This window comes from Enterobacter sp. CRENT-193 (assembly GCF_002787395.1).
Taxonomy (GTDB): Bacteria; Pseudomonadota; Gammaproteobacteria; order Enterobacterales; family Enterobacteriaceae; genus Enterobacter; species Enterobacter hormaechei_C.
This window is the reverse complement of record NZ_CP024812.1, coordinates 3,901,280-3,915,523: the sequence shown is the minus strand read 5'-3', so window position 1 is coordinate 3,915,523 and position 14,244 is coordinate 3,901,280. Positions and strand designations below refer to the sequence as shown.

Here is a 14,244-nt window from a genome sequence, read left to right as displayed (position 1 = left end):
TGTAGTAAAAAACCTTCCTCCAAAGGAGGCGGTAAAATTAAAAACAAATAACGTACTGCTGTTTTCAATCTAGCTATTGCAAACTTTAAAGCAAGTGTTAATCGTGTAACAGAATGTAAAATTCGATATTAATTTGTGTATATTGCAGGGCTAATAGATTTTAAGATAAGGGGAAAGTTGTACATGTGTATAAACGTGCACAGATTTTAAAAACCATAAAGTATATTATAATGGGTTGAATTATTTGGCTTTGTATTATTCTAAGCCAGCCGGTAAAAAGTATGATCTCTGCTAAAAACATAAGACTTCCCTAAGCCAGAATTTTTTCTTAAGAAAACTTGCTTCGTGTCTCGCGCGTGGCAAAGGGCATTGTCTTTTTTGTCTGAAGAAGCCGGTGCAGGTTGGACAGTCTGTCTCGCTGTTGTACAAGCGCAGGAAGACATTTTTGGTTTCTGCTTTAGGCGTGTATCCCGTCGTTTCAGGCGAGATTTACGACTTTGAGGTGAAGGAGAATATAAAAATAAGGCGCACGGGTGAGATATTAAACATGTTTCGGCAGACATACTCTTTTCCGTAACGCGGCGTTAACAAAACGAATCGCGTTAACGGAGCAAGAGATACTTTTTTATAGCCAGGTCCAGGGTGACAGCATGAAAAACAAAACGTTGTTTATGATGTTTACATTACTGGGTGCGCCTGGGTTTGTAATCGCAGGTGATTCAGATTTAGCCAGTTCTGAATATAATTTTGCGATAAATGAATTAAGTAAAGCTTCATACAATCAGGCAGCCATTATTGGTCAACAGGGTTCAGGAAATAATTCTGATGTACGCCAGGACGGTTCTAAATTGCTGTCCGTTATTTCTCAGGAGGGCGGGAATAACCGCGCGAATGTTGATCAGTCAGGGACGTATAACCTTGCTTATATCGATCAGACCGGCAACGGCAACGATGCGAGTATTAAGCAGGGCGCTTTTGGCAACACCGCCATGATTATCCAGAAAGGCTCGGGTAACAGGGCGAATATAACGCAGTATGGTACGCAGAAAACAGCAGTTGTAGTACAGAGACAGTCGCAAATGGCTATTCGCGTTATTCAACGTTAGCGATGTGTGACGCCTTAATCAATCCGATGGGGGTTTACCATGAAACTTTTCAAAGTGGCAGTTATTGCAGCAATCGTAGTTTCTGGCAGTGCTTTCGCAGGTGCGGTACCACAATTTGGCGGCGGCCACGGTGGTGGCTGGGGTGGCGGCAATAACGGCCCTGACTCAACCCTGAGCATTTACCAGTACGGCGGCGGTAACTCCGCGCTTGCTTTGCAGACGGACGCCCGAGATTCTGAATTGACCATTACCCAGCATGGTGGTGGTAACGGCGCAGATGTTGGCCAGGGCTCTGATGACAGTTCTATCGATCTGCTGCAAAAAGGCTTTGGTAACAGCGCCACCATCGACCAATGGAATAGCAAAGACTCTGTTATCAACGTGAAACAGTTCGGCGGCGGCAACGGCGCGGCGGTAGACCAGACAGCGTCCGGCTCAACGGTGACTGTGCACCAGGTTGGCTTTGGCAACAACGCGACCGCACACCAGTACTGATTCATTTCTGTACCAAAAAACAGGGCATGCGCCCTGTTTTTTTTCGGGAGGATCTCATGAGCACCTTCATTCTCCTTGCCGCGCTTGCCAGCCAGATAACGTTCAGCACCTCACAGCAGGCAAATATGACAACCATTATTCCTCAGGTCACGCTGGCAGACGCCTGCGAATGTCAGGTTGAGGTGTTATCTGTCCGACAGGGGCAGGGGGGACAAAGTACATCGCGGCAGAAAAATACTCTTTTTATACCCGCTAATCAGCCGATTGATTTAACGCGAATCAGTTTAAATATTCGCTCAGGGGATGCGGTAAAAATAATCGTCACCGTTTCCGATGGAAAATCGCTTCATTTATCACAGCAGTGGAACGCACCGGTAAGTGCGCTTTAATAATTCATGAAATCAATGATTTAATAAAGTGGCGGCGCTGCACAGGTAAGCTATGCTGATATCAAGAACCCAGTCATCGGGTTGCTTAAATTGATACGTCATAACGGAGCGTTTTTACCCCTCAAGGACGAATTTCATTGAGGAGTACAAATAATGTTCAAATCCGCAGCGTGTATTATTTCTGGTCTGGGACTGATCCTGTCCTCTTTTTTTTCTCCGGCTTATTCAGCAACTATAGAAAATGGTGGGGTGATTCATTTTCGTGGCGCGGTGGTCGCTGACCCGTGCGAAGTCACGCCCCGGCATCAGCAGTTTGCGATCTCCTGTCCGGAAAATAACCGTATGAAAACGCATACCATCAGTTATGACGAGGCGCTCCGGGGCCATCATCCTCATTCAGCTCTGGCCGCTGTCAGCATGAAATACCTGAATGAACAGAAAACGCTTGCGGTCGTTCAGGTGGATTACCGCTAACCGACGTTTTTTTCGCGGCAGTTTTTCTCCTCCTCCCTCTGCGATACACTGATGAAAAAGGCGGGTTGCAGAGGGTGTTTATGAGACCGCAAATCGACGTTATTCATGGCGATATCACGACGGTGCACGTTGACGTGATCGTCAACGCAGCCAATTCCTCCCTGATGGGTGGTGGCGGGGTGGACGGTGCCATTCACCGGGCCGCAGGCCCTCAGCTCCTTGAAGCATGCAAAACCGTGCGTCAGCAGCAGGGAGAGTGCCCGCCGGGGCATGCTGTAATTACGCTTGCGGGCGATCTCCCGGCCAAAGCGGTGATCCATACCGTTGGACCCGTCTGGCACGGTGGCGACCGCCATGAGGCTGAGATTCTGGAGCAGGCGTATCGTAACTGCCTGCGGCTTGCGGCGGATAACGGGTATAAGACCATGGCGTTCCCCGCCATTAGCACCGGGGTGTTCGGTTATCCAAAGGAAGCGGCAGCTACGATCGCCGTGAATACCGTTTATCACTACCTTTCCCTCAAACCCATGCCGGAAAAAGTCATTTTTGTCTGTTTCGATGAGCACACCGCCGACCTGTATCAGCGGATTTTGACCGCGCGCAGCCAGGCATTTTGATGTCTGAAGTGCAAAAACGGCGCCCTGGAGGCGCCGTTTTGTTATCCCGCTTTAACCTGAGGTTTGCCTGAGAACAGGAAACGCAAAAGCGGGATCCGCAGGTGGATTTCATACAACACGATGGCAATGCCAACCACAAAGACCAGGCCGGTGAAGAAGCCCAGCGCATTCGAGGCGATATGCGGCGTAATGTACGCCCCGAAAAACAGCGTCAGCGGATGGTGAACCAGGTAGATAAACAGCGAAGCATTAACGAAATAGGTGACGCGACCGGATTTAAAATTCAGCAGACGATGGCCAAGGGCGAACACCACGTTCACCATCCACAGGCCCATCAGCATCGTTATCACGCTCTCTGTCTCATACATCCACGCGTCCCCGCTGCCATAGCGCTGATTGAGAAGATAGGCGGCAAAGGCCAGCGCAGCACCCACCGCACACCAGGGGGAGGGGGTGGTAAACAGCGCTTTAAGCCGGGGATGAATAAATGCCAGCGCCCCAATCAGGAAGAAGGGAATGTAGAACAGGGTCTGCATCACCACGAAATTAAACAGCCCATCGCTCAGAATGGGAGGGTAGACAATGAGCAGGGTACGCCTGACGGCGGCATACGCGACCCCCAGCGCAAGAAACAGCAGCGACAGCTTGCCCAGGGTGATGTTGGCGAAGAAGGTCGAGGATGCGGTGCTCGCGCGCTGACGCAGCTGGCTGAAGATCAGCAAACTCACCGTGGTTAGCACCACCAGTACCAGCAGGAACCAGAGGTGGGAAATAAGCTCCCAGACCAGGGTGTTGTATTTCTCATAGAAGGAGAGATTCGGCCAGTTTTCCGCCTTGCCTTTAACATGCTGCAACATGATGAACTGCGGCAGCGTCAGCAGCGGAATGGCCGTCAACATCGGTATGCCCACGCGCTCCACGCGCACTTTCCACCATCGCTTGAGGGGATAGCGCAAGAAGAGCATGTAAGAGAAATAACCGGAAATAACAAAAAACACCTGCATGCGGAAGGCATGGATAAAATCATTAAACAGCGTCAGCCACCAGGAGGGCATCTGGCTGTTCACGTGCCAGGTGTGGCTGGAATAGATCAGTGAAATATGAAAAGGGATCCCCAATAGCATGAGCCATGCGCGGATCGAGTCGAGGAAATATTCACGTTGTACAGGGGTTGTGCTCATATAACTTTGCGCATTCTCAGACTTTTCGCCTTATCCCTAAGGCTCATAATGGTTACATTCGGAGCCAACCCTACACCAAGACCGACACCCTGTCTCCAGGATAAGCACGCAAAGTGAAAAGCGGGTTCTTTCATTTGCTTAATCCATGAGCCAGCGAGCTGAACAAAGCAGTGATAATGTTGTCGGATTGCCTGAGTTTCCATTAAAATGGATCGGATCGATATAAGCACACAAAGGGGGAAGTGCTTACTTATTATGAAACATAAACCACAAATGATGAAAATGCGTTGGTTGGGTGTAGCAGTGCTGTTGTCACTGTATACCTCATCTGCACTGGCCTTTAACATCGATGATGTCGCAAAACAGGCAAAATCGATGGCGGGCAAGAGCTACGAAGCGCCAAAAAGTAACCTGCCCTCCGTTTTCCGCGACATGAAATACGCGGACTATCAGCAGATCCAGTTCAATCACGATAAAGCGTACTGGAACAATATTAAAACCCCGTTCAAGCTTGAATTTTACCACCAGGGTATGTACTTCGACACGCCAGTTGCCATCAATGAAGTGACGGCGACCGCGGTACGCAAAATCAAGTACAGCCCGGATTACTTCAATTTTGGCGATGTGCAACACGATAAAGACACGGTGAAAGACCTCGGCTTCGCAGGCTTCAAGGTGCTTTATCCGATTAACAGCAAAGATAAAAACGATGAAATCGTCAGCATGCTTGGCGCCAGCTACTTCCGCGTGATTGGCGCGGGGCAGGTGTACGGGCTTTCTGCGCGCGGTCTGGCAATTGATACCGCGCTGCCATCAGGTGAAGAATTTCCACGTTTTCGCGAGTTCTGGATCGAACGTCCAAAACCAACCGACAAACGTCTGACAATTTATGCGCTGCTGGACTCCCCTCGTGCGACCGGCGCTTATCGCTTCGTGATCATGCCAGGGCGTGACACGGTGGTTGACGTGCAGTCTAAAGTTTACCTGCGCGATAAAGTGGGCAAACTGGGCGTCGCACCGCTGACCAGTATGTTCCTGTTTGGGCCGAACCAGCCATCTCCGGCGACCAATTTCCGTCCTGAACTGCATGATTCCAATGGCCTCTCCATCCATGCCGGTAACGGCGAGTGGATCTGGCGTCCGCTGAACAACCCGAAACACCTCGCGGTCAGCAGCTTTGCGATGGAAAACCCGCAGGGCTTTGGTCTGCTGCAACGTGGCCGTCAGTTCTCCCGCTTTGAAGATCTGGATGACCGCTACGATCTGCGCCCAAGCGCCTGGGTTACGCCGAAAGGCGACTGGGGTAAAGGTAAGGTTGAGCTGGTTGAAATTCCAACCAACGATGAAACCAACGATAACATCGTGGCGTACTGGACACCGGATCAGCTGCCTGAAGCCGGTAAAGAGATGAACTTCAAGTATGCGATTACCTTCAGCCGTGACGAAGACAAGCTGCACGCACCGGATAACGCGTATGTGATGCAGACGCGTCGTTCAACGGGTGATGTGAAGCAGTCCAACCTGATTCGTCAGCCGGATGGCACGCTGGCATTTATCGTGGACTTCACCGGGCAGGATATGAAAAAACTGGCGCCGGATACTGCCGTGACGGCACAGGCCAGCATTGGCGATAACGGTGAAATCGTTGAAAACGCCGTGCGGTACAACCCGGTCACCAAAGGGTGGCGTTTGACCCTGCGCGTGAAGGTGAAGGATCCGAAACAGACCACTGAAATGCGCGCCGCGCTGGTCAGTAACGATAAGCCGCTGAGTGAAACCTGGAGCTATCAGCTACCTGCCAATGAATAATACATCTGAATATATTGATGCCATGCCGCTGACGGACATTGAAAAAGCGGCGCTCCCTGCGAGCGACATCCGCGCGGTTCACACCGCGCTGGATGGTGAACATCGTCATTTTTCCCGTGATGATGATACGCCGCTGGGGTCAGTGAAGGCACGTCTGGAGCAGGCATGGCCGGACTCGCTGGCAGAAGGGCAGTTAATCAAGGATGACGAAGGGCGTGACCAGCTACAGGCGATGCCGAAGGCCACGCGTTCCTCCATGTTCCCCGATCCGTGGCGCACCAACCCGGTGGGCCGCTTCTGGGATCGTCTGCGTGGGCGTGACGTGACACCGCGCTATCTGTCACGTCTGACCAAAGAACAGCAGGCCTCCGAGCAGAAATGGCGTACCGTAGGAACGATTCGTCGTTACATTCTGCTGCTGCTGACGCTGGCGCAGACGGTTGTCGCCACCTGGTACATGAAAACCATTCTGCCGTACCAGGGCTGGGCGTTGATTAACCCTGCTGACATGATTGGCCAGGATATCTGGGTCTCCTTCATGCAGCTGCTGCCGTATATTTTACAGAGCGGCATTCTTCTGCTGTTCGCCGTGCTGTTCTGTTGGGTCTCCGCCGGGTTCTGGACGGCGCTGATGGGCTTCCTGCAACTGCTGATGGGGCGTGACAAATACAGCATTTCCGCGTCGACGGTCGGGGATGAACCCCTCAATCCTGAGCACCGTACCGCGCTGATCATGCCTATCTGTAACGAAGACGTTGACCGCGTATTCGCCGGGCTGCGTGCCACCTGGGAGTCCGTGAAGGCGACCGGTAACGCGGCGCATTTCGACGTCTATATCCTGAGCGACAGCTACAACCCGGATATTTGCGTGGCAGAGCAAAAAGCCTGGATGGAGCTGATTGCCGAGGTGCAGGGGGAAGGGCAGATCTTCTACCGCCGTCGTCGTCGTCGTGTTAAGCGTAAGAGCGGGAACATTGATGACTTCTGTCGTCGCTGGGGTAACCAGTACAGCTACATGGTGGTTCTGGATGCGGACTCCGTGATGAGCGGCGACTGCCTGAGCGGGCTGGTCCGTCTGATGGAAGCCAACCCGAACGCGGGTATTATTCAGTCCTCGCCAAAAGCGTCAGGTATGGACACGCTGTATGCGCGCTGCCAGCAGTTTGCGACCCGCGTCTACGGGCCGCTGTTTACTGCCGGTCTGCACTTCTGGCAGCTGGGTGAATCTCACTACTGGGGCCACAACGCCATTATCCGCGTGAAGCCATTCATCGAGCACTGTGCCCTGGCGCCGCTGCCGGGTGAAGGGTCGTTTGCCGGGTCCATTCTGTCGCATGACTTTGTGGAAGCTGCTCTGATGCGTCGTGCAGGGTGGGGCGTCTGGATTGCCTACGATCTGCCTGGCTCGTATGAAGAGCTGCCGCCGAACCTGCTGGATGAGCTCAAACGCGACCGCCGCTGGTGTCACGGTAACCTGATGAACTTCCGCCTGTTCCTGGTGAAAGGGATGCACCCTGTTCACCGTGCGGTGTTCCTGACGGGCGTTATGTCCTATCTGTCTGCGCCGCTGTGGTTTATGTTCCTGGCACTCTCGACCGCGTTGCAGGTTGTGCATGCTCTGACGGAGCCGCAATACTTCCTGCAACCGCGCCAGCTGTTCCCGGTGTGGCCGCAGTGGCGTCCGGAGCTGGCGATTGCGCTGTTCGCGTCGACCATGGTGCTGCTGTTCCTGCCTAAGCTGCTCAGTATCATTCTGATCTGGTGCAAAGGTTCGAAGGAGTACGGTGGTTTCTGCCGCGTGACCCTTTCACTGCTGCTGGAAGTGCTGTTCTCGGTCCTGCTGGCGCCGGTGCGTATGCTGTTCCATACGGTGTTTGTGGTGAGCGCGTTCCTGGGATGGGAAGTGGTGTGGAATTCACCGCAGCGTGACGATGACTCTACGCCGTGGAGTGAGGCCTTTATGCGCCACGGCTCTCAGCTGCTGCTGGGCCTGGTGTGGGCCGTTGGTATGGCCTGGCTGGATCTGCGTTTCCTGTTCTGGCTGGCGCCAATCGTCTTCTCGCTGATCCTGTCGCCGTTTGTGTCGGTGATCTCCAGCCGTTCCATGGTTGGCCTGCGTACCAAACGCTGGAAGCTGTTCCTGATCCCGGAAGAGTATTCTCCGCCGCAGGTGCTGGTGGATACCGATACCTATCTGGAGCAGAACCGCAAACGCATGCTGGATGATGGCTTTATGCACGCCGTGTTTAACCCGTCATTCAACGCGCTGGCAACCGCGATGGCGACGGCGCGTCACCGCGCCAGCCAGGTGCTGGAGATCGCCCGCGATCGCCACGTTGAGCAGGCGCTGAACGAGACGCCAGAAAAGCTTAACCGCGACCGTCGTCTGGTGCTGTTGAGCGATCCGGTGACGATGGCACGGCTTCACTACCGCGTGTGGTCTTCTCCGGAGAGATACTCTTCGTGGGTGAACTACTATAAGGACGTTAAGCTGAATCCGTTGGCACTGAAGGCGAAGTAAGTTGTTAAGTAGGGCGGGTAAGCGAAGCGCTACCTGCCAAATGAAATACCGGCTTAATCGCCGGTATTTTTTTAGAGGTCAGACATGAAAGTAATCATTGTCGTCATGATGGCATGCCTGCTCAGCGGCTGCGGCAGCATTATCAGCCGCACCATCCCCGGGCAGGGCCACGGGAATCAATACTACCCCGGCGTACAGTGGGACGTTCGCGATTCCGCATGGCGCTATCTCACCGTGCTCGATCTGCCGTTTTCGCTGATTTTCGACACGCTACTGCTGCCCATCGATGCCAGCCACGGCCCTTACGAGTAACGGGAGCTCATCGCTCGTCCCATTCGTCCGCTGCGGCCTGACCCTCTTCGGTATCCAGCGGCGGTTCGAGCTGAAACTCGCCTTCGTCCCATTCGTGCAGCGTATTTTCTTCCAGCCACTCCTGACGTAACTCAATTTCGTCATAGTCGCCGTCGAATACCGCCTGTGCACCTTCACCACTCAGTATCGGCAGACATTCACCATCTTCACCTTCATCAGCAAAGAATTCGGCCTGCCACATAATATCGCCGTCCTGTAGGACGTATTTTTGGATATTGAGTTGTTGCACGTCAGCATCTTCTTCCTCAATGCCGGGATTATCGGCGAGGAACTCTTCGCGAGCGGCATCAATTGCTTCTTCCAGCGTGGCGTACATGGTCATTGGTGTCTCCCTGTTTTTCGTGAAGGTATTCAGGGAAAGAATAGCTGATTATGTGATTTTGCAAGTATGAATGCGAAAATTAGCCGTCACGATGTTGTCTTATTCGCCCCGGGCGTAGCGCCCGGGATAAGCTGAGCCACGAATAAACGGCGTTGAACAGCACGACGCCTGCCGTCACGATAAAGACCGCCCGGAAACCGAAACTGGCTGAAATCCCCGCACCGACCAGCGGCCCGGTGACGTTACCCAGATCGCGAAACGACTGGTTATAGCTGAAAATACGACCGGCTATCTGGTTGGTGGAATTATAGACCAGCAGCGTCTGCACGGCCGGGAGCAGTGCGCCATCGGCAGCCCCCAGCAGGAAGCGCAGGACGCCGAGCTGCCAGGGAGACTGCACCATCGCCATGGGGATCAGCAGCAGGACGGAGACGATCAGGGCGCAGATCAGGATCTTCTCCGGGCCGATACGGTCTCCCAGCTTGCCGAGCCGCGGCGCGCTCAGTAGCGCCGCCACGCCGGGAACAGAGGCGATCAGGCCGCTGATAAAGGCGATATTGCTGACGTTTCCCGCCAGATCGCGGACATAGAGCGTCAGAATAGGCGCGATTGAACCGGTGGCCACCTGGATAATCATGGTAGTCACAAACAGGCTCAGCACCAGCTTTGGGTTTTTCAGCGAGGCCAGCACATCCCGGGCGTGCAGCATCTCTTTTTTGGCTACCGGCGTGAAATTCTCCCGGATACAGATAAGCGTCACCAGGAAGCAGAGGAACAGCACGCTGGCGGTAATGAAGAATACCGGCCGCAGTCCGTAGTGGTCGGCCAGCAGCCCGCCCGCCAGCGGGCCCAGCAGTGCGCCACTTACGCCGCCAGTGGAGAGCGTGCCCAACGCCCAGCCGCTTTTCTGGCGCGGGATTTGGGTGGCGATCAGGGCGTTGGCGTTAGGGATAAATCCCCCGAGCAGACCCAGGAGTGCGCGTAATATCAGGAACTGCCAGACGTTCTGCGCCACCCCATCAGCAGCATAATGATCGCCATGCCGAGCGCGGAGCGCAGCAGCATAATTTTGCGGCCTTTGCGATCCGCCAGCCCACCCCAGAAAGGCGACGCAATGGCGGAGAACAGGAACGTAATGCTGAACACCAGGCCGGACCACATATTCAGGGCGCTATGTCCGGTGACGCCGAGCTGCTCAACGTAGAGGGGCAGGAAAGGCATCACCAGGCTAAAGGCGGCGCCAGTAAGAAAACAACCCAGCCACGCAACCGTCAGGTTACGTTTCCAGTTTATGGGAGCATCTGTGGGGGACATAACTATCCGCATAATGAGGTGCAGGGCACCGTGACCAGTGAGGTAATAAGCCTGCTAATTATGCGCCCGGGGTATGATTGCCGCAATGACGGGGAGCTTTTAAAGCTAAAACAACATGCGGCCCGGAAGGCCGCATGCAGATTAATACCGGGAAGGGACGCCCTGAGGCCGGGTTTTAAAGCGGCGATGCAGCCACATGTACTGCTCCGGGGCGAGCATAATGCATTTCTCGACAACGCCGTTCATCCAGCGGGCGGTGGTTTCCGCATCAATCAGCGGTGGCGCGAGCTCCGGCTCCAGCATGATGAGCTGATAGCCTGAACCGTCTGGTTTACGGCGCGGTACAAACGGCACGATAGCCGCTTTGGACATTCGCGCCAGCATCCAGGTCCCGGTGGTCGTCGCTGCATCTTCCACCGCAAAGAACGGAACAAACACGCTGGATTGCGGGCCATAGTCATGATCCGGGGCGTACCAGACCACTTCACCTGATTTCAGGGCGCGGATCATCCCTTTCAGGTCTTTTCGGTCGATCATGCTTTTATTGGAGCGCATACGTCCGTTGGTCTGGATCAAATCGATCACCGGATTATCGTTAGGACGATAAACGCCAATACCGGGCGCCTGCATGCCGAACATGCGTGCGCCAATTTCGAGCGTCAGAAAATGAACGCCAATCAGCAGGACGCCAGTCTGGTTGGCCTGAAGAGTATGCACTGGCTCCATGCCGGTCCCGGCCACTTCCGTCCAGCGCGCCATGCGCTTATCCGACCAGAACCAGGCCATACCGGTCTCCATCAGCCCCATGCCGACAGATTCGAAGTTTTTAACCACCATGTCGTGGCGCTCAGATTCACTCATCTGAGGAAAGCAAAGCTCAAGGTTGCGATACGCGATCCTGGCGCGACGCTTCATAAACTGCTGAGCAATGCGACCCAGCCCTTTACCCATGCGGAAAATGACGGGATAAGGCAGCTGTACAATTAGCCACAACAAGCCAATGCCTGACCATGTTAACCAATAGCGGGGATGCAAAAGCGCGGCAGTAAATTTCGGTAACTGGGTCATGTCTGTCCTGTGTTCTAACGTCCTGAAAGGCTATTGTCTCATTTTTTAAGGCATAGCCAAAATGTCTGTCATCGAAACATGAAAGAATATGCAAATGTTAAGTCTGATTAATCAGATTGACTGAAATGTAGCGTAAATTGTGTGGATGTAAATTGTCTTTGTTTGCTATATCATGCCGACCGATTTTTATTTCTCAACGATTGCAGGACTTGTACACCATGCCAGTGTTACACAACCGCGTTTCGAATGAGATGTTGAAAGCGCGTATGTTGGCCGAAACCGAACCGCGCACAACGATCTCTTTCTATAAGTATTTCACCATCGACGATCCACAGGCGACCCGCGATGCGCTTTACCAGGCTTTCACCGCCCTGAACGTGTTTGGTCGCGTCTATCTGGCGCGTGAGGGGATTAACGCGCAGATCAGCGTGCCGGAAAGCAAGGTCAGCGCCTTCCGCGATCTCCTTTACGGGTTTGATCCGGCGCTTAACGGCTTACGCCTGAATATTGCGCTGGATGATGACGGTAAATCATTCTGGGTGCTGCGCATGAAGGTGCGCGAGCGTATTGTGGCGGATGGCATTGACGATCCGAGCTTCAATGCTGCTAATGTGGGGGAATACCTGAAGGCCGCTGAAGTGAACGCGATGCTCGACGATCCGGATGCGGTGTTCATCGATATGCGTAACCACTACGAATATGAAGTGGGGCACTTCGAAAATGCGATGGAAATTCCTGCCGACACCTTCCGCGAGCAACTGCCGAAAGCGGTTGAGATGATGCAGGAGCATAAAGACAAAAAGATCGTGATGTACTGTACCGGGGGGATCCGCTGTGAAAAAGCCAGCGCCTGGATGAAGCACAACGGGTTTAATAAAGTCTGGCACATTGAGGGTGGGATTATCGAGTATGCCCGCCGCGCCCGTGAGCAGGGTTTACCGGTGCGTTTTATCGGTAAGAACTTTGTGTTTGATGAGCGTATGGGCGAGCGAATTTCAGAGGACGTGATCGCGCACTGCCACCAGTGCGGAACACCGTGCGATACGCATACCAACTGCAAAAACGACGGGTGTCATCTGCTGTTTATTCAGTGCCCTGCATGTGCCGAGAAGTTTAATGGCTGCTGTAGCGAGCTGTGCAGTGAAGAGAGTATGTTGCCTGAAGAAGAGCAACGTCGTCGCCGTGCCGGACGCGAGAACGGGAATAAGATCTTTAATAAATCCCGGGGCCGACTGAATACCAAACTGGGTATTCCGGACCCGGAGTAAAACACTGCCCGGCGGCTCACAAGCCTGCCGGGCCTGTTTTATGACTTCTGCTGAACGCCTTCCACCGAAATAATCAGCTCTACATCCTGCGATGCCGGACCTAAATCCGTGGTGATATTAAAATCTTTCAGATGAATTTTGCCTGCGGCTTCAAAGCCAGCACGTTTACCGCCCCATGGATCGTCACCCTGTCCAATTAATTTGGCATCCAGTGTGACCGGTTTTGTTACGCCGTTCAGCGTGAGATTACCGGTAATAGCGAGTTTATCACCATCTTTCTTCACCTCTGTCGACGCGAAAGTAGCTTGCGGGAATTTGCCCACGTTCAGGAATTCAGCGCTGCGCAGATGTTTATCACGCTCGGCGTGATTAGTGTCGACGCTGTTGGTATTAATGGTGACGTTCACTTTATCGGCAGCAGGGTTTTTCTCGTCGAAAGTAAATGTGCCATCGAAATCATTGAACGTGCCATATAACCAGCTGTAACCCAGATGCTGAATACGGAAATTGACGAAGGCATGCTGGCCCTCTTTATCAATTTTATAGTCGGCGGCCAGGGCCGAACCGGTAGTAAATAACAGCGAACCTAATGCGATACCCAACAGGCGTTTTTTCATTTTATGCTCCAGAGTCAACTGACGAACGGCCAAGCATGCGCTTCAGCGTATCGTCTTTATCAATAAAGTGGTGTTTCAGGGCCGCAAGGCCATGCAGGACAGACAGGATCACTACGCTCCATGCCAGCCACAAATGAACCACACCTGCGGTATCAGCCTGTGAACCGGCGTCAGCCAGCGTGGCTGGGACATCAAAAAGCCCAAATACGCTGATCGGTTTGCCGTCTGCGGTCGAAATGAGATAGCCGCTGATCAAAATGGCGAACAGCAGGGCATAGAGTGCGATATGCGCGCCAACAGCGCTTATGCGGGTAAGTCGGCCATGGCTTTTGGGCGCAGGAGGGGGCGGAGAGATATGTCGCCAGATCACGCGAAAAACCAGACCCATCATCAGCAGAACCCCAATGCTTTTGTGCAATTCGGGGGCCTGATGATACCAACCGTCATAATAGCTTAATGTCACCATCCAGAGGCCGAGACCAAACATGGCATAGACGGCAATTGCAAATAGCCAGTGTAAACACATGGATATTATTCCGTAGCGACGGGAGGAGTTACGCCATTGCATATGAATTTCCGTTCTCAAATGACTGAGCAATAAAAATGGACGGGTTAAATAAATAATGCAACTGAAAAAAATGAATAATGTATTTTATTTAATTTATTTCAGCGAATTTGAATGTGTTTGCGC

The 14,244-nt window shown here is 53.2% G+C and carries 14 protein-coding genes and 1 pseudogene; 9 read left to right on the top strand and 6 right to left on the bottom strand.

Going from position 1 to position 14,244, the window contains the following annotated elements; all coding sequences use genetic code 11:
- Nucleotides 1–650 precede the first annotated feature (650 nt).
- From csgB to ymdB, 5 genes are all read left to right on the top strand, one after another.
- The gene (gene csgB, locus CU081_RS19625) at nucleotides 651–1,106 is read left to right on the top strand and encodes a curli minor subunit CsgB (protein ID WP_003858046.1); all 456 of its coding nucleotides are present in this window, start codon (nucleotides 651–653) and stop codon (nucleotides 1,104–1,106) included.
- 39 nt (nucleotides 1,107–1,145) lie between these two features.
- Nucleotides 1,146–1,601, top strand: a complete 456-nt coding sequence (gene csgA, locus CU081_RS19620; protein ID WP_003858043.1) for a curli major subunit CsgA — start codon at nucleotides 1,146–1,148, stop codon at nucleotides 1,599–1,601.
- Nucleotides 1,602–1,657: 56 nt separating this feature from the next.
- Nucleotides 1,658–1,990 carry a curli assembly chaperone CsgC gene (csgC, locus tag CU081_RS19615; protein ID WP_003858040.1) on the top strand — a complete coding sequence of 111 codons (333 nt, stop codon included), beginning with the start codon at nucleotides 1,658–1,660 and terminating at the stop codon, nucleotides 1,988–1,990.
- 153 nt (nucleotides 1,991–2,143) lie between these two features.
- On the top strand, nucleotides 2,144–2,464 hold the full coding sequence (locus CU081_RS19610) for a type 1 fimbrial protein (protein ID WP_003858038.1): 321 nt from the start codon (nucleotides 2,144–2,146) through the stop codon (nucleotides 2,462–2,464).
- 80 nt (nucleotides 2,465–2,544) lie between these two features.
- Complete coding sequence (gene ymdB, locus CU081_RS19605) at nucleotides 2,545–3,081, top strand: O-acetyl-ADP-ribose deacetylase (RefSeq protein ID WP_022650775.1); 537 nt, start codon at nucleotides 2,545–2,547, stop codon at nucleotides 3,079–3,081.
- A gap of 41 nt (nucleotides 3,082–3,122) precedes the next feature.
- Here ymdB and mdoC read toward each other — a convergent pair whose 3' ends face one another.
- Nucleotides 3,123–4,262, bottom strand: coding sequence for a glucans biosynthesis protein MdoC (gene mdoC / locus CU081_RS19600; protein WP_022650776.1), 1,140 nt, complete (start codon nucleotides 4,260–4,262; stop codon nucleotides 3,123–3,125).
- 255 nt (nucleotides 4,263–4,517) lie between these two features.
- Between mdoC and mdoG the strand changes: the two genes are divergently transcribed.
- The 3 genes from mdoG (at nucleotide 4,518) to CU081_RS19580 (ending at nucleotide 8,904) form a co-directional block, all read left to right on the top strand.
- Nucleotides 4,518–6,071: a glucans biosynthesis protein MdoG gene (gene mdoG, locus CU081_RS19590; RefSeq protein ID WP_015570847.1), complete on the top strand. Its 1,554-nt coding sequence runs from the start codon at nucleotides 4,518–4,520 to the stop codon at nucleotides 6,069–6,071.
- Nucleotides 6,064–8,592, top strand: a complete 2,529-nt coding sequence (gene mdoH, locus CU081_RS19585) for a glucans biosynthesis glucosyltransferase MdoH (protein WP_058647426.1) — start codon at nucleotides 6,064–6,066, stop codon at nucleotides 8,590–8,592. The genes mdoG and mdoH overlap by 8 nt, the downstream gene beginning before the upstream one ends.
- A gap of 84 nt (nucleotides 8,593–8,676) precedes the next feature.
- Nucleotides 8,677–8,904 (top strand): YceK/YidQ family lipoprotein, encoded by a 228-nt coding sequence (locus tag CU081_RS19580; RefSeq protein ID WP_003858030.1) that lies wholly within the window; start codon nucleotides 8,677–8,679, stop codon nucleotides 8,902–8,904.
- A gap of 7 nt (nucleotides 8,905–8,911) precedes the next feature.
- On the opposite strand, the gene CU081_RS19575 is transcribed toward CU081_RS19580, so the two are convergent.
- From CU081_RS19575 to CU081_RS19565, 3 genes and pseudogenes are all read right to left on the bottom strand, one after another.
- Complete coding sequence (locus CU081_RS19575; RefSeq protein ID WP_003858026.1) at nucleotides 8,912–9,286, bottom strand: MysB family protein; 375 nt, start codon at nucleotides 9,284–9,286, stop codon at nucleotides 8,912–8,914.
- Between the two features lie 79 nt (nucleotides 9,287–9,365).
- Nucleotides 9,366–10,600 (bottom strand): annotated as a pseudogene (gene mdtG, locus CU081_RS19570) (multidrug efflux MFS transporter MdtG).
- Between the two features lie 141 nt (nucleotides 10,601–10,741).
- Nucleotides 10,742–11,668 carry a Kdo(2)-lipid IV(A) acyltransferase gene (locus CU081_RS19565; RefSeq protein WP_003858019.1) on the bottom strand — a complete coding sequence of 309 codons (927 nt, stop codon included), beginning with the start codon at nucleotides 11,666–11,668 and terminating at the stop codon, nucleotides 10,742–10,744.
- Between the two features lie 218 nt (nucleotides 11,669–11,886).
- Between CU081_RS19565 and trhO the strand changes: the two genes are divergently transcribed.
- Entirely contained in the window at nucleotides 11,887–12,936 is a 1,050-nt protein-coding gene (trhO, locus tag CU081_RS19560) for an oxygen-dependent tRNA uridine(34) hydroxylase TrhO (RefSeq protein ID WP_003858018.1), read from the top strand.
- 38 nt (nucleotides 12,937–12,974) lie between these two features.
- Here trhO and CU081_RS19555 read toward each other — a convergent pair whose 3' ends face one another.
- Together CU081_RS19555 and CU081_RS19550 are read right to left on the bottom strand one after the other, a co-directional pair.
- The gene (locus tag CU081_RS19555; RefSeq protein WP_022650779.1) at nucleotides 12,975–13,553 is read right to left on the bottom strand and encodes a YceI family protein; all 579 of its coding nucleotides are present in this window, start codon (nucleotides 13,551–13,553) and stop codon (nucleotides 12,975–12,977) included.
- 1 nt (nucleotide 13,554) lies between these two features.
- A complete protein-coding gene (locus tag CU081_RS19550; protein WP_003858015.1) occupies nucleotides 13,555–14,121 on the bottom strand; it encodes a cytochrome b in 567 nt (188 codons plus the stop codon).
- Between the last annotated feature and the right edge of the window lie 123 nt (nucleotides 14,122–14,244).

What these genes read in the sequence shown, in the direction of transcription:
- csgB (WP_003858046.1), top strand. Translation starts at nt 651, where the DNA reads ATGAAAAACAAAACGTTGTTTATGATGTTTACATTACTGGGTGCGCCT.
- csgA (WP_003858043.1), top strand. Translation starts at nt 1,146, where the DNA reads ATGAAACTTTTCAAAGTGGCAGTTATTGCAGCAATCGTAGTTTCTGGC.
- csgC (WP_003858040.1), top strand. Translation starts at nt 1,658, where the DNA reads ATGAGCACCTTCATTCTCCTTGCCGCGCTTGCCAGCCAGATAACGTTC.
- CU081_RS19610 (WP_003858038.1), top strand. Translation starts at nt 2,144, where the DNA reads ATGTTCAAATCCGCAGCGTGTATTATTTCTGGTCTGGGACTGATCCTG.
- ymdB (WP_022650775.1), top strand. Translation starts at nt 2,545, where the DNA reads ATGAGACCGCAAATCGACGTTATTCATGGCGATATCACGACGGTGCAC.
- mdoC (WP_022650776.1), bottom strand. Translation starts at nt 4,262, where the DNA reads ATGAGCACAACCCCTGTACAACGTGAATATTTCCTCGACTCGATCCGC.
- mdoG (WP_015570847.1), top strand. Translation starts at nt 4,518, where the DNA reads ATGAAACATAAACCACAAATGATGAAAATGCGTTGGTTGGGTGTAGCA.
- mdoH (WP_058647426.1), top strand. Translation starts at nt 6,064, where the DNA reads ATGAATAATACATCTGAATATATTGATGCCATGCCGCTGACGGACATT.
- CU081_RS19580 (WP_003858030.1), top strand. Translation starts at nt 8,677, where the DNA reads ATGAAAGTAATCATTGTCGTCATGATGGCATGCCTGCTCAGCGGCTGC.
- CU081_RS19575 (WP_003858026.1), bottom strand. Translation starts at nt 9,286, where the DNA reads ATGACCATGTACGCCACGCTGGAAGAAGCAATTGATGCCGCTCGCGAA.
- CU081_RS19565 (WP_003858019.1), bottom strand. Translation starts at nt 11,668, where the DNA reads ATGACCCAGTTACCGAAATTTACTGCCGCGCTTTTGCATCCCCGCTAT.
- trhO (WP_003858018.1), top strand. Translation starts at nt 11,887, where the DNA reads ATGCCAGTGTTACACAACCGCGTTTCGAATGAGATGTTGAAAGCGCGT.
- CU081_RS19555 (WP_022650779.1), bottom strand. Translation starts at nt 13,553, where the DNA reads ATGAAAAAACGCCTGTTGGGTATCGCATTAGGTTCGCTGTTATTTACT.
- CU081_RS19550 (WP_003858015.1), bottom strand. Translation starts at nt 14,121, where the DNA reads ATGCAATGGCGTAACTCCTCCCGTCGCTACGGAATAATATCCATGTGT.